Raw genomic sequence first — 22,937 nt, 5'->3', positions numbered from 1 at the left:
AAGCAAGGTAATGCTGCGGCGGTCGTCCACGCCGCGTCCCCTCGACCGTCAGCACTGCGACCGTCACCACACCCCGCCGAGCGCGAAGGGCGCGTCCCATGACCGCGAACCGTCTCCCCCTCATAGCCCTGACCGCCCTCGCGCCCATCTCCTGGGGCACGACGTACGCCGTCACCACCGAGTTCCTCCCGGCCGACCGGCCCCTGTTCACCGGCCTGATGCGGGCGCTCCCCGCCGGGCTGCTGCTCCTCGCGCTCTCCCGGACGCTGCCGCGCGGGGTCTGGTGGGGGAAGGCGGCGGTGCTGGGCGCGCTGAACATCGGCGCCTTCTTCCCGCTGCTGTTCCTCTCGGCGTACCGCCTGCCGGGCGGAATGGCGGCGGTCGTCGGGTCGGTGGGACCGCTGTTCGTCGCGGGGCTCGCGGCCGTGCTGCTGGGGGAGCGGCCCACCGTGCGGACCCTGCTCACCGGCATCGCCGCGGCCCTCGGCGTCAGCCTGGTGGTGCTGAAGGCGGCCGGGGCGCTCGACGCGATCGGTGTGCTGGCCGCGCTCGGCTCCACCGCCTCCATGTCGGCCGGTGTCGTCCTCACCAAGCGGTGGGGCCGCCCCGAGGGCGTGGGCCCGCTCGCGCTCACCGGCTGGCAGCTGACCGCCGGCGGCCTGCTCATCGCACCGATCGCCCTCCTCGTCGAGGGCGCGCCGCCCGCGCTGGACGGCCGTGCGATCGGCGGCTACCTCTACCTCGCCCTCGCCAACACCGCCGTCTCCTACTGGCTCTGGTTCCGCGGCATCGGCCGCCTCTCGGCCACGCAGGTCACCTTCCTCGGCCCCCTCTCCCCGCTGACCGCCGCCGTCATCGGCTGGGCCGCTCTCGGCCAGGCCCTCACCCCCCTCCAGCTCCTCGGGATGGCCCTCGCCTTCGCCGCGACCGTCCTCGGCCAGCTCCAGCCGCGCGGCGACCGGCGACCGGAGAAGGCGGCCGAGGCGGGCGCCCGGCGGCCGGAGAACGCGATCGAGCCCGGCGACCTCCCGGCCCCGCTGGTGCGCGACACCACCCGAACGGCCTGACGCGGGAGAGGGCACATGACAGGGGCGCCCGGTGGAGACCACCGGGCGCCCCTGCCGCGCGTACGGCCGCTTGTCGCGCGGCCGGGGAGAACGCCTCCCGCGCCGGACTACTCCGCCGCGGCCGCCGCGGCGTCCGCGGCCTGGGCCCTCAGGGCGCGCTCGACACCCGCACGGGACTCGGAGACCAGACGGCGCAGCGCCGCGTTGGGCTCGGCCGAGGTGAGCCAGGCGTCCGTCTTGCGGAGCGTCTCCTCGGAGACCTGGACCGCCGGGTAGAGGCCGACGGCGACCTGCTGGGCGATCTCGTGGGAACGGGCCTCCCAGATGTCCTTCACGACCTCGAAGTACTTGTCCGTGTACGCGGCGAGCAGCTCGCGCTGGTCCGTCTGGACGAAGCCGCCGATGACCGCCTCCTGGAGGGCGTTCGGAAGCTTGTCCGACTCGATGACCTGGGACCAGGCCTCCGCCTTGGCCTCCGGGGTCGGGCGGGAGGCGCGGGCCGTGGCGGCGTGCCGCTCACCGGCCGCGGTCCTGTCGCGCTCGTACTCGCCGGCGATCTCCGCCTCGTCGTAGCGGCCCACCGCCGCGAGCCGCTGGACGAACGACCAGCGCAGCTCCGTGTCGACGGCCAGCCCCTCGATGGTCTGCGTGCCCTCCAGCAGCGCCTCCAGCAGGTCCAGCTGCTCGGGGGTGCGGGCGGTCGCGGCGAACGCGCGGGCCCAGGCGAGCTGGTGGTCGGAGGCCGGCTCCGCGGCGCGCAGGTGGGCGAGGGTCGCGTCCGTCCAGCGGGTCAGCAGCGCCTCACGGCCGGCCGGGTCCGCGTACAGGTCGATCGCCAGCTTCACCTGACGGTGCAGCGACTGGACGACACCGATGTCCGACTCCTTGCCGATGCCGGACAGCACCAGGGACAGGTAGTCGCGGGCGGCCAGCTCGGCGTCCCGGGTCATGTCCCAGGCCGAGGCCCAGCACAGGGCGCGGGGCAGGGAGGACGCGAAGTCGCCGAGGTGCTCGGTGACGAAGGCCAGTGACCGCTCGTCCAGGCGCACCTTGGCGTACGACAGGTCGTCGTCGTTGAGGAGGACGACCGCCGGGCGGCGCTTGCCCACCAGCTGCGGCACGGCCGTCAGCTCGCCGTCCACGTCCAGCTCGACGCGCTCGTCCCGGACCAGCTTGCCGGAGTCGTCGTCGAGTTCGTACAGACCGACCGCGATGCGGTGCGGGCGCAGGGTCGGCTCGCCCTTCGCACCGGCGGGCAGCGCGGGCGCCTCCTGGCGGATCGCGAAGGAGGTGATGACACCGTGCTCGTCGGTCTCGATCTCCGGGCGGAGGATGTTGATGCCGGCGGTCTCCAGCCACTGCTTCGACCAGGTCTTCAGGTCGCGTCCGGAGGTCTCCTCCAGGGCGCCCAGGAGGTCCGACAGACGCGTGTTGCCGTACGCGTGACGCTTGAAGTACGCCTGCACGCCGCGGAAGAACTCGTCCTCGCCGACGTACGCCACCAGCTGCTTCAGCACCGACGCGCCCTTGGCGTACGTGATGCCGTCGAAGTTGACGAGGACGTCGTCCAGGTCGCGGATCTCCGCCATGATCGGGTGCGTGGACGGCAGCTGGTCCTGCCGGTACGCCCAGGTCTTCATGGAGTTGGCGAAGGACGTCCACGCGTGCGGCCAGCGCGACTCGGGGTGGGCCGCCTGGCACGCGATCGACGTGTACGTGGCGAACGACTCGTTCAGCCACAGGTCGTTCCACCACTCCATCGTCACGAGGTCGCCGAACCACATGTGGGCCAGCTCGTGCAGGATGGTCTCGGCGCGCATCTCGTACGCCGCGTCCGTCACCTTCGACCGGAACACGTACTGGTCGCGGATGGTCACCGCGCCCGCGTTCTCCATCGCGCCCGCGTTGAACTCCGGCACGAACAGCTGGTCGTACTTCTGGAACGGGTACGCGTGGTCGAACTTCTCCTGGAACCACTCGAAGCCCTGCCGGGTCACGTCGAAGATGTGGTCGGAGTCGAGGTACTCGGCCAGCGACGGGCGGCAGTAGATGCCCAGCGGCACGCTCTGCCCGTCCTTCTCGTACACGCTGTGCACCGAGTGGTACGGGCCGACGATCAGCGCCGTGACGTACGTGGAGATACGGGGCGTCGGCTCGAAGACCCAGACGTCGTCCTTGGGTTCCGGCGTCGGCGAGTTGGAGATGACCGTCCAGCCGGTCGGGGCCTTCACCGTGAACTGGAAGGTGGCTTTCAGGTCCGGCTGCTCGAAGCTCGCGAACACCCGGCGGGCGTCCGGGACCTCGAACTGGGTGTACAGGTACGCCTGGTCGTCGACCGGGTCGACGAACCGGTGCAGGCCCTCACCCGTGTTGGTGTACGCGCAGTCCGCCACGACCCGCAGGACGTTGCGACCCTCCAGCAGACCGGGCAGCGCGATCCGGGAGTCCGCGAAGACCTCCGCCGGGTCGAGCGCGTCGCCGTTCAGGGTCACCTCGTGGACCGTCGGGGCCACCAGGTCGATGAAGGTCTCCGTACCGCCCCGGGCGGCGTCGAAGCGCACCGTGGTCACGGACCGGTAGGTGCCTCCCCCGCTCTCGGCCTCGCTCGAGGGGGAGGTGCCCCCACCCTGCGCGCCGGTGAGGTCGAGTTCGATCTCGTACGAGTCAACGCTGAGCAGCTCCGCCCGCTGCTGAGCCTCTTCGCGGGTCAGGTTTGTGCCAGGCACGCGGTCATCTCCTCGTTATGTGTGGGTTCGGTCATCCTTCCACGGCGCGGGGAGTTGGGCGACGACCAGGTTCACCCGCACCACTACGTCCGGAATCCGCCGGTCGCACGGCACGGCGCGCACCACGCTGGGGGCATGACGACCCACATCGCGCGCCCCCTGGACGCCCCCACCCTGAAGCAGCTGCGGACGGCGGACGACGCCGGCCGGCCCCCGACCGCCGTCATGGACACCGAGGGCGGCGCCCCGCTGCGCTGCTGCCTGCGGCACAGCCGGCCAGGTGAGTCGACCGCCCTCGTCTCCTACGCGCCGCTGCGCCGCTGGGCGGCCGCCACCGGCGTCGACCCGGGCGCCTACGACGAGCGGGGCCCCGTCTTCATCCACGCCGAGGAGTGCCCCGGACCGGCCGACGACGACCGGCTGCCGTTCACGGACAGCCACCGCGTACTGCGCCGCTACGCCGCCGACGGCCGCATCCTCGGCGGACGGCTCGTCGAGGAGCCCGCGGACCACGAAGCGGCCCTCACCGCGGCCTTCGCGGACCCCGCGGTCGCCGTCGTGCACGTCCGGGCCGTCGAGTACGGCTGCTTCCTGTACGAGGTGCGCCGGCCCTGAGCGCGGGCGCCGCGCCGGACCCCGCCCGTGCGGGACCCCGGCCGTGCGGGACCCCGGCCGTGCGGGACCCCGGCCGTGCGGGACCCCGCCCGTGCCGGACCCCGCCCGTGCCGGACCCCGGCCGTGCGGGACCGCACACGCGCCGGACCCCCGCGCCGGGTACGCCGACGGGGCGGCCACTCCCGGTGGAGTGGCCGCCCCGTCGGACGGCCGGACACGGCCCGGCCCTGGGCTGGGCGCGGCCGTGCTCGTGCCGGTGTCAGCCCTTCAGCTCCGCCGCCACCAGTTCCGCGATCTGGACCGCGTTCAGCGCGGCGCCCTTGCGGAGGTTGTCGTTGGAGACGAACAGCGCCAGGCCGTGGTCGACGGTCTCGTCGGCGCGGATGCGGCCCACGTAGGACGGGTCCTGGCCGGCGGCCTGGAGGGGCGTCGGGATGTCGGAGAGGGCGACACCCGGCGCGCCGGCGAGCAGCTCGGTCGCTCGCTCCACCGAGATCGGCCGCGCGAAGCGGGCGTTGACCTGGAGGGAGTGCCCGGAGAACACCGGGACACGGACACAGGTGCCGGAGACCTTGAGGTCGGGGATCTCCAGGATCTTGCGGGACTCGTGGCGGAGCTTCTGCTCCTCGTCCGTCTCGTTCAGACCGTCGTCCACGACGGAGCCGGCGAGCGGGACCACGTTGAAGGCGATGGGGCGCTGGTAGACCTGCGGCTCGGGGAAGTCGACCGCCGCGCCGTCGTGGGTCAGCTTGTCCGCGTCGGCGACGACCTTCTGGACCTGGCCGTGCAGTTCGGCCACGCCCGCGAGACCGGAGCCGGACACCGCCTGGTACGTGGCGACGACCAGCGCCTGGAGGCCCGCCTCCTCGTGCAGCGGACGCAGGACCGGCATCGCGGCCATCGTCGTGCAGTTCGGGTTGGCGATGATGCCCTTGGGGCGGTCGGCGATCGCGTGCGGGTTCACCTCGGAGACCACCAGGGGCACCTCGGGGTCGCGGCGCCACGCGGAGGAGTTGTCGATCACGACGGCGCCCTGGGAGGCAACCTTCTCGGCCAGCGCGCGGGAGGTCGCCCCACCGGCGGAGAACAGCACGATGTCGAGGCCGGAGTAGTCGGCGGTCGCCGCGTCCTCGACGGTCACGCCGTCGATGACCGAACCGGCCGAGCGGGCGGAGGCGAAAAGACGCAGCTCGTCCGTCGGGAAGTTCCGCTCCTTGAGGATCCTGCGCATGACCGTGCCGACCTGACCGGTGGCTCCGACGATTCCGACCCTCACGGTGACTCCTTTGACGTGGCTTGTCTGTGTCTGCTGCATGACCGACGCGTTTCCATCATGCGGTGAGCCCCGGTCCGCCTGTCCAATTCTTTGCCCGCGGTGCTCGGGGAATGGGACGCGGGGGACGGCGGCGCCGCATCCGGTTCTTTGGCCGCCACCCCGGCTGAGCTGGAGATATTCGTCCTGCGAGGGCTCGGCGCCGCAAGCTGTGCTGCCTCCCCCCTGCCCGCCCGCACCTGGTGCACGCGAAGGTGTGACGTACGCCTCTGCGGGGCGGCCGGAAAGTCGTGGACCCACCCGAACGTTCCGGCCAGGCCCGGCGTCGTAGGGGAAACGCGGGAGGGAGGGGAGGGGTGGCTGTGCTGCGCAGAAAGGCGCGCCGCGTCCAGGAGGTGGACGATCCGCTGCGGGTGGCCGGCGTCCCGTCGGCTGCGGCGGGTCCGGGCGGCGGGGGTGAACCACCGGCCGCGGTGACGGGTCCGGCGGCCGCGGGCGACACGGGGGTGGATCCGCTGGACGCGGCCCAGGAGCGGCGGGTGCGCGCGGTGCTCGCGCTCGGCGGGGTCCCGCAGTCCGACCTGCCGGACGGGGTGCAGCAGGTGCGGCTGCGGCTGCTGGAGCGGGCCGCGAGCGGCCGGGAGGCGCCGCGGGACGTGTCCGCGTGGGCGGCGGTGGTCGCCTCCAACCTGGCGATGGACTGGCACCGCGCCAAGCGCCGCCAGGAGCGGCTGGGGGAGCGCCTGGCCTCGCTGCGCCAGCTGGAGCACCCCTCCGGCGAGGACTCCAGCGTGCTCTCGCTGGCCGTCACCCGCGGCCTGGACGAACTGCCCGCCGCCCAGCGCCAGGTCGTCGTCCTGCGCTTCTACGCCGACCTGCCGGTCCGGGACATCGCCGGCGAGCTGGGCATCCCCGAGGGAACGGTCAAGAGCAGGCTCCACTCAGCGGTCCGCGCGCTGCGCGCCCGCCTGCACGAGGACGAGGTGGTGTGACATGGCGGCCCAGGACAACCACCGGCACGACACCGAAGCCGACGACATCACGCTCGCGACGCCCGTGACCGGGGGCGGCCCGGCCGGGGACGCCTCGGCCGGGGTGCCTTCGGCCGGGAACGCCTCGGCCGGGGTGCCTTCGGACGGGGGCGCCGCCGAAGGAGCCGTGCGGGAGGGAGCCGAGCCTGAGGGAGGCGCGCGGGTCGGAGCTGTGCCTGAGGGAGACGTGGCTGAGGGAGGCGTGCGGGGCGGAGTTGTGCCTGAGGGAGACGTGCTTGAGGGAGGTGTGCGGGGCGGAGTTGTGCCTGAGGGAGACGTGCCTGAGGGAGGCGTGCGGGACGGAGTTGTGCCTGAGGGAGACGTCCGCGAGCGAGACGTCCGCGAGCGAGACGTGAGCGAGGGGGGCGGATTCGGGGGCGCCGAGGCCGAGGCAGCCGTGTTCGAGGGCGCCGAGTACGGCGGTATGGACGCCTTGATGGCCGCGCTCCTCGACGAGCCCCTGCCGGAGGAGGCGCTCGCCGACGGCGAGTTCATGGCCGCGCGGCGCGCGGCCGCCGCCGACGTGCTGCTGCTGCGGGAGCAGTTGGGGCTGATCGGCGACGCCCTGGCCGGGGCCGACGACGGTGCGGGCGGACCGGAGGCGGAAGCCGGTGCGCCGCCGGGGCGACCCCCGGCCGCGCGGCCGGGGGACGCGGCCCGGGCCGGGACGGTCACCGGGCACCGGCCCGAGCCCGGGACGCCCCCCGTCGCGCCGGTGAGGCCCCTGCCGACGCGGCCGGCCCGCCCCCGCGGGCGCCGCCGGGCCGTGTCCGTCGCCCTCGGCACGCTCGCCGCGGCTGCCGCCGCCACCGTCGTCGTGGGGCTCGGCGCCGTAGTCGTCCAGTCGGGCGGCGGGGGTGCGGCGGACCGATCCGGCAGCGCCGCCAGCAAGCACGACGACAGCGGCCTGCACGACGACGCGAAGGGCGGCCAGGGCGGCGGGAACGCCGACGGGAGGGTCGATCCCGAGAGCTACGACATCGCCTGCGCCCGCCTGATCGTGGAGGGCACCGTCGTCTCCGTCGAACCCGTCCCCGGCACCGGGCGGGACCGCGTCACCCTCGTCGTCGACCGCTACTACAAGCCGGACAAGGGCGAGAAGGAGATCGTCTTCCCGCTGGCCCAGGACGTCGGCTCCCGCGTGAGGAAGGGCGACCGCGCTCTCGTCGGCATCCCGAGCGACGGCGCCGAACCCGACCTGTGGACCACCGACCCGACCGACATCGCCCGACAGCGGAACCGGATCGAGACCGCGACGCCGGAGACGGGGGGCCGGACGTGTGAGTGAGGACAGCCCCGTGGCCGACCGCCCTCGCGCGGCGGCCCCGGGGCCCCGGTACGGCCTGGCCCCTGCCCGGCGCCCGCACCCCGCGAGGTGCCCGCACCCGGGCACGGCCCCTCGCGCCGCACACACAGCCCGCCGGGGACACGCATACGGCCCGCCGGGAAACCGGCGGGCCGTATTCCGGCGGGCCTGAGCGGCCGTGGCACCGCCGGGCACCCCGGATCGGACTGCCCGATCCCGGGGTGCTTTCGAGCCCGGGGTGCGACGAGGGGACCGGTGGTCAGGTCACTCCTGGTCGTCCCAGGTCCAGGTCTCCTTGTGGCCGGGTACGACCACACCGGGCTGCACGCCGCCCTTGTCAGGCTTGGCGGGCACGACGATCTCCGTCACGGCGTCGTCCGCGGCCAGCCGCGTGCCCGCCGGGGCGTCGACGGCGGTGCCGAGGACGAGGGCCGCCGCGGCGGAACCCAGACCGAGGAGGGCGAGGACGCCGATGCGCCGGGAGCGCGTCGAGGAATGCACAACCGTTCCTCTTTCGTGAGGGGTGACAAGTGAGGGCCCTGTGAAGGGCCATGACCGATCATGATTGATCACCGTCCGAAACGCAGGTGCTCACCATGGCCACTTGCGGCCATGGCCGGACAGGGCCACCGTGCCCGCGATTAGGTCCCGGCGGAGGGCTCCCGGAGGAGGGTTCCCGGCGGCGTGCGGCGACGCTGCGGCCGGCCCCGCCGCACCGGACCGGACCGCACCGCACCGCACCGAACTGGACCGCATCGCACGGCACCGGACCGCACGGCACCGCATCGCACCGAACCGGACCGCACCGAACCGCACCGCATCGAACCTGGACGCATCGGACCGAACCGGACCGCATGGCACGGCATCGCATCGCGCCGGACCGCACCGCAGACGCTACAGCCAGCCCCGCCGCACGGCCTCCGCGCCCGCCTCGAACCGGCTCTGCGCGTCCAGACGCTTCATCAGGTCCGACATCAGCCGTCTGATCGTCCGCACGGAGAGCCCCAGCTTGCGGGCGATCCCCTGGTCGGTCATCCCCTCGGACAGCAGCTTCAGCAGGACCCGGTCGCGTTCGCTCGCCCCGTCGCCCACCGCGGCCGGTGCCTCCGCGCCCAGGGGCACGCCCTGCGCCCAGACCAGCTCGAACAGCTCGGCGAGGGCCTGGACGACGCCCTGGTAGCGGACGACGAGCGCGCCCTGGCGGCTGTCCTCGGCGTTCACCGGCACGACCGCGACCTCGCGATCGCAGATGATCATCCGCATCGGGAGGGCGGGCACGGTGCGCACCTGTCCGCCCATGGAGGTGAGCCAGGTCGCGTAGTCGGAGGTGGGCTGGTCGTTGCGCACGCTGTCCAGGTAGACGGAGCGCATCCGTACGCCCCGGTCGAAGGACTCCTGGTCCAGGGGGCGGGCCGACTCCAGTCCGGCCGCGCTCACGGCGCCGCCCGGCGTGAAGGTGCACACCTCCTGCACCGCGTCCCGGGACAGTTGCTCCAGCCGGGTGCGGACCGCGTCCACGCCGACCAGGTGCTCGGCGCCCCCGGTGTGCCGCAGCCCCAAGGCCGCGTACTCCTTGGCGAATTCGGCGACCACCGCCTGGTGCCGGGAAAGGTGGGCGCGCTGGGCGTCGAGTTCGGCCTCGCGGCGGCGCAGTACCGGCCCCAGGATCGTCTCGGGGTTCATCGGCAGGAACGTCGTGTCCGTGACGGGGCTCAGCAGGGAGAGACCGGAGAGCCGGTCCACGGCCGCCCGCACCGCGTCCTCGGTGAGGCCCGTGTGCCGCCCGACGTCGTGGAGCGTCCAGGACGGGTTGGTGAGCAGGCTCCGGTAGACGCTGACGGCCTCGGTGTCCGCCTCCAGGAATTCGTCCAGCACAGTCGGCCCTTTCGCCTCCCCACCCCCTCGCGCCCGAAGGGGAATCCTAGTTCGATCCGTGGCGATTTCTCGGTGGATCAGGGGTCTTGTGGCGAAGGGTACAGGGCAGGCACGACGGTGCCATGGCGCGTTGCGGCCACCCCGCGCCCCTGGTGTGCGGTGGGGATCCCGGCCGAAGATCGGAGGGCGCGACGCACAGATGTGCGGCGGCCCGTCCAACGGGGGGACGGGCCGTCGCGCCGAGCGCCCGTCTCCCCGTCGCCTGGGGGCGGGTGCCACGTGGGGAGCACCCGCCCTCTCCCCGTATCCGTTGAGTAACGTCTCCTCATGCGCGAGGACTTGCGGGTGGCGGCCTACGCCGTGTGCGTACGGGACGGACGGATGCTGCTGGCCCGCTGGGTCGGCCGGGACGGCACCAGGCGCTGGACCCTCCCCGGCGGGGGCATGGACCACGGTGAGGACCCCTACGACACCGTCATCCGCGAGGCCGACGAGGAGACCGGGTACACCGTCGAGCCGACCGCCCTCCTCGGCGTCGACTCCGTCACCGAGGACCACTCCCGGCGCCTCGGCTCCCGCGCCTCCTTCCACAGCCTCCGCCTCGTCTACGAGGCCCGCGTGACGGGCGGCACCCTGCGTCACGAGACCAACGGCTCGACGGACATGGCCGCGTGGCACCCCTTGGAGGAGGTCCCCGACCTGGAGCGGGTCGGCCTGGTGGACGTGGGCCTCACCTTGTGGCGCCGACGCCCGCCGAACGGTCACCTGGAACCGCCGGCCGTCCCGTAGGGGCCGCGGGGCACACGTGCCCTGCCCCGCTCCCCGAACGACACCTGCCCTACCCCGTCACATGAACGAGGAGTGACCGCTTCCCCTCGGTTCCCCCTACCTTCGGCAACCCCCGGCGAACACCCAGCGCCCGCGAAGATCCACGTACGGTGATCGGCGCCACCCGTTGCGACCTCGTTCACGTCCAGGTCACCCCGGCTGCCAAGCATTCGGTACGAGCGGGAACCCCACTCCGGCCCCCACCGCGGAGCGGCCCCGCGACCACTGCCGACGCGTTCGCACTCGGGGAGACCGCGCCATGTCGCGCATACGCTCAGTCGCTGCCGCCGCCACCAGCCCTGACCGCCGGGCCTTCCTCGCCGCCACCGGCGCGGTCGGCCTCTCGGCGGGCATCGGGCTCGCCCTGCGGCCGGAGACGGACGCCCACGCCGCCGCTGCCGCCGGGAGCACCACCGAGGTCCCCCTGGCGAACCTCTCCAACCGGGAGGCCCCGCCCGCCCCGCTCGCGCCGTACACACGGGGCACCACCCTCGCCTCGGTCGCGGCGCCGCGCAACGCCTCCGGCTACCGCCGGCTCGGCGACGGCCCCGCCTGGAAGCGGGTCGTGCGCTCCGACCTCGCGACCCCCAAGTCCGGCCGGGAGAAGCGCCGTACGGCTCTCGCGTCGTTCGTGCAGTTCACCGACCTGCATGTCGTCGACGTGCAGCACCCGCTGCGCTACGAGTACCTGCGCGCCCAGACCGCGAGCGCCTGGCGCCCGCAGGAGGCGCTGTCCGTGGCGGGGGCGGTGTCGCTCGTCGAACGGGTCAACTCGCTGCGGGGCGCGCCCGTCACCGGTTCGCCGCTGCACTTCGTGATGACGACCGGCGACAACACCGACAACAACTCCCGGACGGAACTGGACTGGTTCCTGAAGGTGATGAGCGGCGGCCGCGTCACCCCCAACTCCGGCGACCCGCGCCGCTACGAGGGCGTCCAGAACAGCGGCCTGACGCTCTACTGGCAGCCCGACTCCACCGTCCGCGACGCCGACAAGAAGCTCGGCTTCCCCCACCTGGACGGCTTCCTCGCGGCCGCGATCCGCCAGGTCAACAGCCCCGGCCTGAACGTGCCCTGGTACTCCACCGTCGGCAACCACGACTCCCTGCCCGGCGGCTGCTACGCCCCCGGCGACTCCTTCTTCGCGGACTTCGCGGTCGGCGGCAAGAAGCTGATGACCCTGGACGAGCAGGTCGGCAGGGCCCTCTGGGACAACGTGAAGAGCGGCGGCGACCCCCGCGGCGCCGACTGGAAGGCCGTCCTCAAGTCCCAGGCGAAGAAGATGCGTTCGGTCACCCCGGACGAGGGCCGGGCACCCTTCACGCCCCTGGAGTACCTGAAGGCGCACCTCGACCCGGCCCACACCGGCCCCGGCCCGGTCGGCCACGGCTATTCGCAGGCCAACCTCGACGCCCGCACCCAGTACTACGTCTTCCGGATCGCCGACGACGTCATCGGCGTCAGCCTCGACTCCACCGACCCCGGGGGCCACTACGAGGGCTCGCTGGGCACGGCGCAACTGAAGTGGCTGGAGCGGACGTTGCAGGAGGCCGCCAAGGACGGCTCGTACGCCGTGGTCTTCAGCCACCACACCAGCACGACCATGCGCAACCTCCGCAAGGACCCGTCCCGTCCCGGCGAGGCCCGGCACGGCGGCGACGAGGTGCTGGCCCTGCTCGGCCGCCACCGCAACGTCCTCGCCTGGGTGAACGGCCACAGCCACCGCAACCGCGTCACCCCGCACAGGTACGCCGGCGGCGGCTCGTTCTGGGAGATCTCGACCGCGTCGCACATCGACTTCCCGCAGCTCGCGCGGGTGATCGAGCTGGTGGACAACAAGGACGGCACGATCTCCCTGTTCACGACCCTCATCGAGTCGGCCGCCCCGCACACCACCCGCTTCACGGACCTCAGCCAGACCGGCCTGGCGGCCCTGTACCGCGAGCTGTCGTTCAACGCGCCGGGCCGCCGTGACACCCTCACCGGCACCCCCGGCGACCGCAACGTGGAGCTGGTGCTCCGAAAGGGCTGAAAACCGCTCAACGTCAGGCACCGTGTCAACCCCGGCCACACCGGCCGGGTCCCCCTCCCCGACCCGACGATCAGCACGGACACAGGGGGAACGATGTCAGTACGCACAGCTCTGGTGGCGGCGACCGCGGTGGTCGCGGCGGTGGCACTCGCCGCCCCGGTGGCGGTGGCCGCGCCCGCCGCCCCGAGAGCCGGCCACGACGCGACCCGCGCGGCGATGGACGCCAACATCAGGGACGGGGTCGTGGGCATCGCCCTCCAGGCGAAGGACTCCCGCGGCGTGTGGAAGGCGACCGCGGGGAAGGGTGACCTGAGGACCGGCGAGCCGCGCACCGCCCGCGACCGTTTCCGGGCGGGCAGCATCACGAAGAGCTTCGTGGCGACGGTGCTGCTCCAACTGGAGGCCGAGGGCAGGCTGTCCCTGGACGACACGGTGGACCGCTGGCTGCCCGGCCTGGTCCGCGGCAACGGCCACGACGGCCGCCGGGTGACGGTCCGCCAGCTCCTCAACCACACCAGCGGGATCTACAACTACACCACCGACGAGCAGCTCGGCCGGGACCTCTTCCTCGCCGACGGGTTCCTCAAGAACCGCTACCGCACCCACACCCCCCGACAACTCGTCGGCATCGCCACGCGGCACGAGCCGGACTTCGCCCCCGGCACCGGCTGGAACTACTCCAACACCAACTACCTGCTCGCCGGCCTGGTGATCGAGAAGGTCACGGGAAACCCGTACGGCCGGGAGATCCGCGCCCGCATCATCGAACCCCTCGGCCTGCGCGGCACGAGACTCCCCGGCACATCCCCCTCTCTGCCGGGGCCGCACAGCCGCGCCTACTCCAAGCTGGCCGAGACCGCGGAGGGGCAGACGTACGACGTCACCAGGTTGAACCCGTCCATGGCGGGCGCCGCGGGTGAACTGGTCTCCAGCCCCGAGGACCTCAACCGCTTCTACTCGGCGCTGCTGCGGGGCCGGCTCCTGCCGAAGAAGCAGCTCGACGCGATGAAGACGACCGTCCCCCTGGGGGACCAGGGCGGCTACGGCCTCGGTCTCATCGAGCAGACGCTCTCCTGCGGTGTGCGGGTGTGGGGCCACGGCGGCGGCATCCACGGCTCCCTCTCCGAGGCCGTCACCACCGCGGACGGCCGCCACTCCCTCACCTTCAACCTCAACAGCGACTGGACGGGGAACAGCCAGGCCATCGTGGAGGCGGAGTTCTGCGGTGAGTGAGACGGCATGAGGAAGGGCCGCCGTGAGGTGCGGCGGCCCTTCCTCTCCCCTCCTGCGTTCCGCCCTGGGTGAGGGCGGGTTCCCGGAACTACCGGGGAAGCACCACCACGTACGCGGCCGGATCGCGGTCGGACGACGCCATCAGCGCGGTGCGGACGACCGCGGCCTGCTGCTCCAGGGACTCACGCAGCTTCCTGGGGGTGAGGTGGACGACGGTGATGCCGAGACGTTCCAGCGTCTCCCGCTTGCGGGCGTACTCGGACCAGAGCGCGTCGTCCTCCCGCCCGGGGGCCCGGGTGTCCAGCTCCACCGCGACGGCCTGCTCCGGCCAGTACGCGTCGAGGCCGCCGAGGTGCGGGCCGCCGGGGAGCCGCAGGTCCACGTTCCAGGCCGGGTCGGGCAGGGCGAACTCCCGGACCATCCGGTACAGCTGGTCCTCCGCCATCGCCCGCCCCTCGGCGAGCAGCGAGTCCACCGCGTCCGCGACGTGGGGACGGTTCAGCAGCCGCGCCTGCGCCAACTCCCGCACCACCGACGCCGGCTCGGTGTGACCGCCGCGCACCGCCTCGGTCAGGAGCCGCCGTACGGGCTCCACGTCGGCCAGCTCCGCGACCGCGTCGGCCAGGGCACGCGGCACGGGGGCGACGGGCAGACCCGTCACGTACGACGGGGTCGGCAGGGACGCGGTACGGATCACGCGGGCGCAGCCGGCGGTGCGCAGTCGGCGCATGCGCGGGACCAGGACGTCGATGGTGTCCAGGGAAAGCAAGGGGGGAGCGGACGAGAAACCGTGCAGCGTCAGCGCCGCGAGACCCGTGATGACGGCGTCCGCGTAGTGCGGGGTCGCGCGGGGCTCGTCCGCGTTCGGCTGCGCGGGAACCCCGGCTGCCGGTGCGCGGAAGGGGGTGCGGGCGGCGTACGACAGGACGGCGTGCAGCCGCTCCTCGGAGGTGGGCGGGCCGGGGTGCAGCAGGTAGACGCCGGGGAGGAGCTGCTGCCAGGGACCACCCTGCCGGCACCGCTCGTTCGTCTCGGCCGGGGTGACACCCTGCGCGCGCAGCTGCGCGGCCGTCAGTACGCGGCGGTGCACGTCCGCGAGCCGGCTCAGGGGGCGGGAGGAGAGCGGGGTGTTGTGGTTCATGACCCGGAGGTTTCCGCGCCGGGAGCGGCTCCGAACCCCTGTTACACGTCCGTCGACAAATCCGGACAAGAACGCACTAAAGTACGTGCGTTCGACTGCCGATAGTCGCTGGTCGACCCCGTGATCCGAAAAGGTTACGGCTCCGACTACCCGAATTTCGTAACGTGCAACCAGGGGAGGGAGACCGGCGCGGACCGGCGTGACGGCGCCGCTTCCCGGCCGTGGGCAGGCGAGCGGGGCGGCCGAGCCGCGCATCCGGCCCGGCCGGCGGTGGGGCGGCGCCGGGCCGGATGCGCGACACGAGCAGGACCGACAGGAGTTACCCCTCGCCCCCCGCCGCGTCGCACGCCTGCGCCCGCAGCGCCCGCGCCAGGTCGTCGCGGGCCTCCACCACCAGGCGGCGCAGCGCGGGCGCGGCCCCCTCGTGGGCGGCGAGCCACGCGTCCGTCGCCTCCAGGGTCGCCGGGGAGTCCTGCAGCGACGGGAACAGCCCTCGCACCACGTCCATCCCGATCTGGATGGACCGCTCGGCCCACACCCGCTCGATCACCTCGAAGTACCGCTCGGCGTACGGCGCCGCCAACTCCCGCTGGGACGGCCGCGCGAACCCGGCGATGGTCGCCTCCACCAGCGCGTTCGACAGCACGTCGGACTCCACCACGGACGCCCACGCCTGCGCCTTCACCGCGGCCGACGGCCGGGCCGCCAGGCACCGCACCTGGTGCCGCTTCCCGGACGCCGTGTCGTCGCGGGCCAGTTCGGCCGCGAGGATGCCCTCCCCGGCCACCCCGTAGGTCGCCAGCGGCTCCAGGAACGCCCACCGCAGCTCCTGGTCGACGTCCAGTCCGTCCACCTTCTCGGTCCCGGCGAGCAGTCCCTGGAGCACCCCGAGATCCGCCTCGCTCGACGCCACCGCCGCGAAGAACCGCGCCCACGTCAGCTGGTGCTGGCTCCCCGGCTCGGCGGCCCGCAGCTCGCGCAGGGCGCCCTCCGCGAGGAGCCGGCCGCCGGCCTCCCGCCACCGCGGCGCCGCGTAGAAGGTGAGCGCCGAGTTCGCCCAGGCGTGCAGCATCTGCAGCACGCCGATGTCGGACTCCCGGGCCGCGAACCGCAGCACCAGGTCGATGAAGTCCCGCGCCGGCAGCAGCGCGTCCCGGGTGAGGTTCCACAGCGCCGACCAGCACAGGGCGCGCGCCAGCGGGTCGGTGATGTCGCCGAGCCCGGCCCGCAGCGTGTCCAGCGACCCGGCGTCGAAACGGATCTTGCAGTAAGTGAGGTCGTCGTCGTTGACCAGCACCAGCTCCGGCGCCTCGGCCCCGGCCAGTTCGGCCACGACCGTACGGGGCCCGTCGACGTCCGCCTCGGCGCGCGCGTACCGCTCCAGCGCGCCGTCGCCGCCACGCCGGTACAGGCCGATCGCCACCCGGTGCGGCCGCAGCTCGGGGTGGGACTCGGCGGCCTCCTGCACCACCGCCAGCTCGTCGATCCGGCCCTCGGCGTCGAGCAGCACCTGCGGGGTGAGGGAGTTCACCCCGGCCGTCTGCAGCCAGGCCCGCGACCAGGCCGCCATGTCCCGGCCGCTGGTCTCCTCCAGGACCGACAGCAGGTCACCGAGGCGCGTGTTGCCGTAGGCGTTGCGCTTGAAGTAGCGGCGGGCGCCCTCCAGGAACGCCTCGCGCCCCACGTACGCCACCAGCTGCTTCAGGACGGACGCGCCCTTGGCGTAGGTGATGCCGTCGAAGTTGAGCTTGGCGTCCTCCAGGTCACGGATGTCGGCCGTGACGGGGTGGGTGGAGGGCAGCTGGTCCGCGCGGTACGCCCAGGACTTGCGGTTGTTGGCGAAGGTGACCCAGCCGTTGGTGAAGCGGGTGGCCTCGACCATCGAGAAGGAACCCATGAAGTCCGCGAAGGACTCCTTCAGCCACAGGTCGTCCCACCACACCATGGTCACGAGGTCGCCGAACCACATGTGCGCCATCTCGTGCAGGATGACGTTGGCCCGCCGCTCGTACGACGCGCGGGTGACCTTGCCGCGGAAGATGAACTCCTCGCGGAAGGTGACGAGCCCCGGGTTCTCCATCGCGCCGAGGTTGTACTCGGGGACGAACGCCTGGTCGTACTTCCCGAACGGGTACGGGTAGTCGAAGTGGTCGTGGAAGAAGTCCAGCCCCTGCTTGGTGATCGTGAAGACGTCGTCGGCGTCGAAGTAGGGGGCGAGCCCCTTGCGGCACATCGCGCCGAGGGGGATCTCCAGCCGCGTACCGTCCGCGAGGACCCGCTCGTAGGAGTCGGTGACGTAGTGGTAGGGGCCGGCGACGACGGCGGTGATGTACGTCGAGATCGGCTTGGTCTCCGCGAAGCGCCACACCCCGTCGGTCCGTTCGCCGACGCCGTTGCTCCACACCACCCAGTCCTCGGGCGCCCGCACCTCGAAGCGGAACGGGGCCTTGAGGTCGGGCTGCTCGAAGTTGGCGAAGACCCGGCGGGAGTCGGCGGGCTCGTACTGCGTGTAGAGGTAGACCTCGCCGTCCTCCGGGTCGACGAAGCGGTGCATGCCCTCGCCGGTGCGGGAGTAGGCGCACTGGGCGTCGACCACCAGCTCGTTCTCGGCGGCCAGGTCGTCCAGGACGATCCGGGAGCCGTCGAAGACCGCGCGCGGGTCGAGGTCCCTGCCGTTGAGGGAGACCGACGTCACACTCGGCGCGATCAGGTCGGCGAAGCTGGTGGCGCCCGGATCGGCGCACCGGAAGCGGATGGTGGTCACCGAGCGGAAGGTCCGCGGCTCGTCCCCCCGGTCTCCGACGGCGGACCGCAGGTCGAGGGAGACCTCGTAGCCGTCGACGGACAGCAGCGCGGCCCGCTCCTGGGCCTCGTCGCGGGACAGATTCTCACCGGGCACGGGCGGCACTCCCTCAGGGGTGGTGTTCAGTATGCGGACAGGGCCGATCCTGCCATGTGCTCCTGACGCCGGGCAGCCGGGAATCAGGCGGGGGGCGCCGGTGTTGCGGATTGTTGCGCCGTAAACCGACCATCGCACTCTTGCTTCTTCTCAAGGAGAACCATGTCCGAGCAGACCTCAGGCAAGACCCCCGTCGACTTCTGGTTCGACCCGCTGTGCCCCTGGGCGTGGATGACCTCGCGGTGGGTCCTGGAGGTGGAGAAGGTCCGTGACATCGAGGTCCGCTGGCATCTGATGAGCCTCGCGGTCCTCAACGAGAACAAGCTGGACGAACTCCCCGCGGAGTACCGCGAGCTGCTGGAGACGAAGGCCTGGGGCCCGGTCCGCGTGGTCATCGCCGCACAGGAGGAGCACGGCGCCGAGGTGCTCGGCGACCTCTACACCGCGATCGGCACCCGAGCCCACAACCAGGGCGAGGGCGCCGGCAAGGAGGTCGTCGCCGCGGCACTGAAGGAGGTCGGCCTGCCCGACTCCCTGATGGACCACTGGGACTCCACCCCGTACGAGCCGCAGCTGCGCGCCTCCCACAAGGAGGGCATCGACAAGGTCGGCCAGGACGTCGGCACGCCCGTCATCGCGGTCCCCGGCGCCGACGGCGAGCAGATCGCGTTCTTCGGCCCGGTCGTCACCCCCGCCCCGAAGGGCGAGGAGGCCGCCAAGCTCTGGGACGGCACCCTGCTCGTCGCCTCGGTCCCCGGCTTCTACGAGATCAAGCGCACCCGCACCCAGGGCCCCGACTTCAGCAACCTGGTCTGACGCGCCCCCGGCACCGGGCTCTCACCGCGGGGCCCGGTGCCGGGCGGCGTCCGTACCGGCCTCTGCCCTCTGCCCTCTGCCGCAGGTCGTTCACGCCTGACGGTGCCGCGCGTACAGGGCGGCCAGTCGGGGCAGTCGGCGCTCCGTCTCCGCCCGGTCGTCGAAGTCGAAGTCCCAGGACGGGTCCAGCGCGGGGTAGCGGATGCGGAAGCTGTCCGGGGGCAACTCCCGCCCGGTGGCCTCGCGATGGGCGTCCCAGGCGATGCCGAGGGTGCTCTCGCACTCGACCTCGGTCCATTCCTCGGAGGCACGCCGGACCACGGACGACTCGGCGAGGGAGTCGGGGTCGGCGACGGCCCGCTCGAAGACCTCGCGCCCCTGGAGCACGAGCCAGCCCCGGAAGTAGTCGAAGCCGTCGTCCGAGCAGCCCCCGTTGATCGTGTACGCAGCGGCCCACAGGGGGGCGCGGTACGACGTGCTCAGCAGGTCCCACAGGATCTGCTGGGCGGCCACGATCTCGGCGGCCGGCCGGGCCGCGAGCAGCGCGGCGGCCCGCTCCGCGACGTCTTCGGCCCCGTCCGGCTCCTCGGGGGCCGGGGCCGTGCGGCGCGCCTCGTCGACGATGCTCCAGAACTCGTTCACGTCCATGGGGCGAAGCCTGCCAGGGGGGTCTGACAACGCGTCCCGGCCCGCGGGTCACTCCAGTTCGTCGGGCAGCCGCTTGGTGAGCCTGAAGTGCTTCTCATGGCCGTGGGTGCGCAGGTTGAGGCAGACCGTGCCGTCGGGGCGCTCGTTGACGCACTTGTAGTAGTTGTCCGCGACCGGGTTGCCGAGCTGTCTCTGCAGCCAGTCGCGCTCCTTGGCGGTCAGCGGCTCGTGCGGCTCCTCGGAGCGGCAGGTCTGGCAGGTCAGTCGTCGCGACGTCGGCATCCCCCAAGAATCGCGCCGAAACCGCCCGTAGGGGAGGAGGCTGCGCCGAACGACCCCTGGAAACGGGGGAGGGGGCCGAGGTGCGGCCGGGTGCCGGCGGCCCGGGGCGAGCCGGTCAGCGCCGCTCCCGCGCCCGCTGCCATCCGTACCCGACGGCCGCCAGTACCGCCGTCATCCCGCCCGACCAGTACAGCTGCGTCCGGGTCGCCGGCTCCCGCGCCATGAGGACGAACACCGCCGCCATGCCGGCCAGCGCCACCCACGTCAGCCACGGGAACGCCCACATGCGGACGACGAGGCGCTCGGGGGCCTCGCGCTCGATCCGGCGGCGCAGCAGCAACTGCGAGACGGCGATGAGGATCCACACGACGAGGATCACCGCGCCGATCATGTTCAGCAGCCACGCGAAGACGTCGTCGGGCCGCCAGTAGCTGAGCACGACGCAGAGGAAGCCGAAGACGCTGGAGGCCAGCACCGCGGTCCGGGGGACCCCGCCCGAGACCCGGCCGAGGAACCTCGGGCCCTGCCCGCGCTCCACCAGGGAGTACGCGATGCGCGAGGAGCCGTAGATGTTGGCGTTCATCGCGCTCAGCAGCGCCACGAACACCACCACGTTCATCAGCTGACCGGCGCCGGGGATGCCGATGTGGTCGAGGGCGGCGACGTACGGGCCCTTCTCGACGACCGCCTTCGCGTTCCACGGGACCAGCGTCACGATGACGGCCATGGAGCCGACGTAGAAGACGGCGATGCGCCACATCGCCGTGCGCACGGCGGTCGCCACGCCCTTCACGGGGTTCTCCGACTCGGCCGCCGCGATCGTCACGGTCTCCAGACCGCCGTACGCGAAGATCGAGGCGAGCAGGCCGACGACGAGGCCGTCCGTGCCGCCCGGCAGCAGGCCGCCCTCGCCGGTGAGGTTGGCGAGGCCGGGCGAGTCGCTGCCGGGGAGGACCCCGGTCACGGCCAGGACGCCGAGCACCAGGAACAGGGTGATCGCACCGACCTTCAGCGCGGCGAACCAGAACTCGAACTCGCCGAAGTTCTTCACGGCCGCCAGGTTGGTGCCGAGGAACACCAGCATGAACAGCCCGACCCACGCCCACTCGGGCGTCCCGGGCACCCAGCCGGTCACGATCTTCGCGGCGCCGATGCCCTCCAGGCCCACGGCGGTGCACAGCAGCACCCAGAACGACCAGCCCGCGGTGAAGCCCGCCCACGGGCCGACCGCGCGTTCCGCGTGCGCCGAGAAGGAGCCCGACGAGGGATACGCGGCGGACATCTCGCCCAGCATCCGCATCACCAGCATCACGAGGAGCCCGGAGAGGGCGTACGCGAGGACGATCGACGGGCCTGCGGCGGCGATCCCCGCCCCGGAACCGACGAAGAGTCCCGCGCCGATCACCCCGCCGAGGGCGATCATCGACAGATGGCGCTGCTTGAGGCCGTGGGAGAGGGCGGCGTCCTGCTCCGGTGGAGCCTTGACGGTGCTGGGCATGGGCGCGGCTCGTCCAATGCGTGAGAGGGCAAAAGCGTCCACAGTCTGGACGGCCCGTCGCGTGCACGAGGAGCTGTTCGCTATCCGGACGCGTCCGGCACGCAGGGTCACGGGGCCGCTACGGGAGGGGAACGGGAGGGAAGGGTGGGGAGCGACGGGGAACGGAAGGGGAGGGAAGGGGAGGGAAGGGGGGAGCGACGGGGAACGGAAGGGGAGGGGAGGGGGAGCGACGGGGAACGGAAGGGGAGAGCGCCGGTGCCGCCGCGGTACGGGGCGTCGCGATCATCCTCGGGTACGGGTCCGACACCGAGCCGTGCCGGGCGCGGCGCGCCGGAGCCGCCTCACCCGGGCGGCGACGGGTGGCCGTGCCTGTCCGCCCCCACCGCCCGATTGGTGAATCCCTACAGGTGCTTCCCTCCGTGCCGACGTGGCCAAAGCCACTTCACCTCAGTGACCGGCGTCACGCCCCACCCGGTGTAACCCAAGGTCATTGTCGAAAGCGCACCACGCCGTCGTTCCCGCCTTTGTCGACGGCTGACGGTGTCCTGTTCATGACCGCTGGGATAGCGTCACCGTGTTCGATGCCGCATACACCCTTCTTTCCCTCAACCCTCGCGGAGTCCCCATGAGTACGGCCGTCGCCCCCGCCCGCACCGGTCAGGTCCTCGCCGACCTGCTCCCCGCCTCCCGCGTACGGGACATCGCGCTGGTGGTCGGTGGCGCCGCCGTCACCGGGCTCGCCGCGCAGATCGCCGTGCCGGTGCCGGGCTCGCCGGTCCCGGTGACCGGCCAGACCTTCGCCGCGCTGCTCGTGGGCACCGCGCTCGGCGCGGGCCGCGGTGTCGCGTCCCTCGCCCTGTACGCGCTCGTCGGCCTCCTGGGCGTGCCGTGGTTCGCGAACGGCACCTCCGGCGTCGGTGTCTCCTTCGGCTACATCCTCGGCATGATCCTCGCCTCCGCGGCCGTGGGCGCCCTCGCCCGCCGGGGCGCCGACCGCTCCGTGCTGCGCATGGCCGGCACGATGCTCGTGGGCGAGGCGGTCATCTACGCCGTCGGCGTCCCGTACCTCGCCGCCACCGCCGACATCACCCTCGCCTCCGCAGTCGCGGCCGGTCTCACCCCGTTCCTGATCGGCGACGCCCTGAAGGCCGCGCTGGCGATGGGCGCGTTGCCGACGGCGTGGAAGCTGCTGGACAAGTGACGTCGTAGTCCCCGCGGGGGAGTGCGGGCGATGCGGGGAGTGCGGGTGTGTCACCCATGCCGTGACACCCCCGCCCCCTTGGGGGAGTCGCTCGCACTGTGACGTCGTCGCCCTCTGAAGAGGCTCGCCCGGGTCGCACCCGACCCCCACCCGGGCGAGCCTCTTCCGCGTGTCCGCCTGCGGGGGAGAAGAAGGAGCAGAGCATCAGCGAGGGGCCCGGCCACCGACGGATCCGTCTGCAGGAGACCGAGTTCGCGGCGAACCGGCCGCGGTCCGGGAGCACACCGTCACCGCCCGGCAACTCCCCTGGCACGTCCGCTCCCTGGGCTTCGACACCGGCGGCACCTCGTACCGGCTCACCACCTGGTGGCACCCCGACATCGGGGACCGGGCCGTCCTGCCCGTCCGCAGAAAAGCCGAGAAGGGCTTCACACCCCTGTGAAGCCCTTCTCGACGAACGGGACGC

Annotated in this window: 20 protein-coding genes; 11 read left to right on the top strand and 9 right to left on the bottom strand. The window is 72.7% G+C overall.

The annotated features are described in order from the left end of the window. Positions 1 to 98: 98 nt before the first annotated feature. Positions 99 to 1,067 carry an EamA family transporter gene (locus GSY65_RS12555; RefSeq protein ID WP_236579760.1) on the top strand — a complete coding sequence of 323 codons (969 nt, stop codon included), beginning with the start codon at positions 99 to 101 and terminating at the stop codon, positions 1,065 to 1,067. A gap of 107 nt (positions 1,068 to 1,174) precedes the next feature. On the opposite strand, the gene pepN (GSY65_RS12550) is transcribed toward GSY65_RS12555, so the two are convergent. After that, a complete protein-coding gene (gene pepN, locus GSY65_RS12550) occupies positions 1,175 to 3,793 on the bottom strand; it encodes an aminopeptidase N (RefSeq protein ID WP_159767406.1) in 2,619 nt (872 codons plus the stop codon). 135 nt (positions 3,794 to 3,928) lie between these two features. On the opposite strand from pepN (GSY65_RS12550), the gene GSY65_RS12545 reads away from it, so the two are divergent. Continuing rightward, positions 3,929 to 4,408, top strand: coding sequence for a DUF1203 domain-containing protein (locus GSY65_RS12545; RefSeq protein ID WP_159767405.1), 480 nt, complete (start codon positions 3,929 to 3,931; stop codon positions 4,406 to 4,408). Between the two features lie 259 nt (positions 4,409 to 4,667). Here the strand turns inward: GSY65_RS12545 and GSY65_RS12540 are convergent, their stop codons facing one another. Continuing rightward, the gene (locus GSY65_RS12540; protein WP_159767404.1) at positions 4,668 to 5,684 is read right to left on the bottom strand and encodes an aspartate-semialdehyde dehydrogenase; all 1,017 of its coding nucleotides are present in this window, start codon (positions 5,682 to 5,684) and stop codon (positions 4,668 to 4,670) included. 470 nt (positions 5,685 to 6,154) lie between these two features. Between GSY65_RS12540 and GSY65_RS12535 the strand changes: the two genes are divergently transcribed. From GSY65_RS12535 to GSY65_RS12530, 3 genes are all read left to right on the top strand, one after another. Beyond that, the gene (locus GSY65_RS12535; RefSeq protein WP_159775855.1) at positions 6,155 to 6,673 is read left to right on the top strand and encodes an RNA polymerase sigma factor; all 519 of its coding nucleotides are present in this window, start codon (positions 6,155 to 6,157) and stop codon (positions 6,671 to 6,673) included. A gap of 254 nt (positions 6,674 to 6,927) precedes the next feature. After that, positions 6,928 to 7,068, top strand: coding sequence for a hypothetical protein (locus GSY65_RS34680; protein WP_443043213.1), 141 nt, complete (start codon positions 6,928 to 6,930; stop codon positions 7,066 to 7,068). Further along, the gene (locus tag GSY65_RS12530) at positions 7,065 to 8,000 is read left to right on the top strand and encodes a hypothetical protein (protein ID WP_236579759.1); all 936 of its coding nucleotides are present in this window, start codon (positions 7,065 to 7,067) and stop codon (positions 7,998 to 8,000) included. Before GSY65_RS34680 ends, GSY65_RS12530 begins: the two co-directional genes overlap by 4 nt. A 282-nt stretch (positions 8,001 to 8,282) precedes the next feature. Here GSY65_RS12530 and GSY65_RS12525 read toward each other — a convergent pair whose 3' ends face one another. Next, positions 8,283 to 8,519, bottom strand: a complete 237-nt coding sequence (locus GSY65_RS12525; protein ID WP_159767403.1) for a hypothetical protein — start codon at positions 8,517 to 8,519, stop codon at positions 8,283 to 8,285. 393 nt (positions 8,520 to 8,912) lie between these two features. Then, entirely contained in the window at positions 8,913 to 9,893 is a 981-nt protein-coding gene (locus GSY65_RS12520; protein WP_159767402.1) for a helix-turn-helix domain-containing protein, read from the bottom strand. 327 nt (positions 9,894 to 10,220) lie between these two features. On the opposite strand from GSY65_RS12520, the gene GSY65_RS12515 reads away from it, so the two are divergent. The 3 genes from GSY65_RS12515 (at position 10,221) to GSY65_RS12505 (ending at position 13,986) form a co-directional block, all read left to right on the top strand. After that, a complete protein-coding gene (locus GSY65_RS12515) occupies positions 10,221 to 10,682 on the top strand; it encodes an NUDIX hydrolase (RefSeq protein WP_159767401.1) in 462 nt (153 codons plus the stop codon). 298 nt (positions 10,683 to 10,980) lie between these two features. After that, a complete protein-coding gene (locus tag GSY65_RS12510; protein ID WP_159767400.1) occupies positions 10,981 to 12,753 on the top strand; it encodes a TIGR03767 family metallophosphoesterase in 1,773 nt (590 codons plus the stop codon). 93 nt (positions 12,754 to 12,846) lie between these two features. Next, positions 12,847 to 13,986 carry a serine hydrolase domain-containing protein gene (locus tag GSY65_RS12505; protein WP_201452520.1) on the top strand — a complete coding sequence of 380 codons (1,140 nt, stop codon included), beginning with the start codon at positions 12,847 to 12,849 and terminating at the stop codon, positions 13,984 to 13,986. An 88-nt stretch (positions 13,987 to 14,074) separates the two neighbouring features. Here GSY65_RS12505 and GSY65_RS12500 read toward each other — a convergent pair whose 3' ends face one another. Continuing rightward, complete coding sequence (locus tag GSY65_RS12500) at positions 14,075 to 15,127, bottom strand: hypothetical protein (protein ID WP_159767399.1); 1,053 nt, start codon at positions 15,125 to 15,127, stop codon at positions 14,075 to 14,077. A gap of 319 nt (positions 15,128 to 15,446) precedes the next feature. Next, positions 15,447 to 18,026, bottom strand: a complete 2,580-nt coding sequence (gene pepN, locus GSY65_RS12495) for an aminopeptidase N (protein WP_159767398.1) — start codon at positions 18,024 to 18,026, stop codon at positions 15,447 to 15,449. Between the two features lie 162 nt (positions 18,027 to 18,188). Between pepN (GSY65_RS12495) and GSY65_RS12490 the strand changes: the two genes are divergently transcribed. Continuing rightward, complete coding sequence (locus GSY65_RS12490; RefSeq protein ID WP_159767397.1) at positions 18,189 to 18,842, top strand: mycothiol-dependent nitroreductase Rv2466c family protein; 654 nt, start codon at positions 18,189 to 18,191, stop codon at positions 18,840 to 18,842. Between the two features lie 90 nt (positions 18,843 to 18,932). On the opposite strand, the gene GSY65_RS12485 is transcribed toward GSY65_RS12490, so the two are convergent. The 3 genes from GSY65_RS12485 to GSY65_RS12475 all read right to left on the bottom strand — a co-directional run bounded on the left by GSY65_RS12485 (position 18,933) and on the right by GSY65_RS12475 (position 21,270). Then, positions 18,933 to 19,490, bottom strand: a complete 558-nt coding sequence (locus GSY65_RS12485) for a DUF4240 domain-containing protein (RefSeq protein WP_159767396.1) — start codon at positions 19,488 to 19,490, stop codon at positions 18,933 to 18,935. A 48-nt stretch (positions 19,491 to 19,538) separates the two neighbouring features. After that, on the bottom strand, positions 19,539 to 19,772 hold the full coding sequence (locus tag GSY65_RS12480) for a hypothetical protein (RefSeq protein ID WP_159767395.1): 234 nt from the start codon (positions 19,770 to 19,772) through the stop codon (positions 19,539 to 19,541). Positions 19,773 to 19,887: 115 nt separating this feature from the next. Continuing rightward, positions 19,888 to 21,270: an amino acid permease gene (locus tag GSY65_RS12475; RefSeq protein ID WP_159767394.1), complete on the bottom strand. Its 1,383-nt coding sequence runs from the start codon at positions 21,268 to 21,270 to the stop codon at positions 19,888 to 19,890. Between the two features lie 625 nt (positions 21,271 to 21,895). On the opposite strand from GSY65_RS12475, the gene GSY65_RS12470 reads away from it, so the two are divergent. Together GSY65_RS12470 and GSY65_RS12465 are read left to right on the top strand one after the other, a co-directional pair. Beyond that, a complete protein-coding gene (locus GSY65_RS12470; protein ID WP_159767393.1) occupies positions 21,896 to 22,471 on the top strand; it encodes a biotin transporter BioY in 576 nt (191 codons plus the stop codon). Positions 22,472 to 22,640: 169 nt separating this feature from the next. After that, positions 22,641 to 22,913, top strand: coding sequence for a hypothetical protein (locus tag GSY65_RS12465; protein WP_201452519.1), 273 nt, complete (start codon positions 22,641 to 22,643; stop codon positions 22,911 to 22,913). Positions 22,914 to 22,937 lie beyond the last annotated feature (24 nt).

This window comes from Streptomyces sp. HM190, assembly GCF_009857135.1.
GTDB classification, from domain to species: domain Bacteria; phylum Actinomycetota; class Actinomycetes; order Streptomycetales; family Streptomycetaceae; genus Streptomyces; species Streptomyces heilongjiangensis.
Note: the sequence above shows the minus strand (reverse complement) of the source record. Positions and strands in the feature narration are given on the sequence as shown.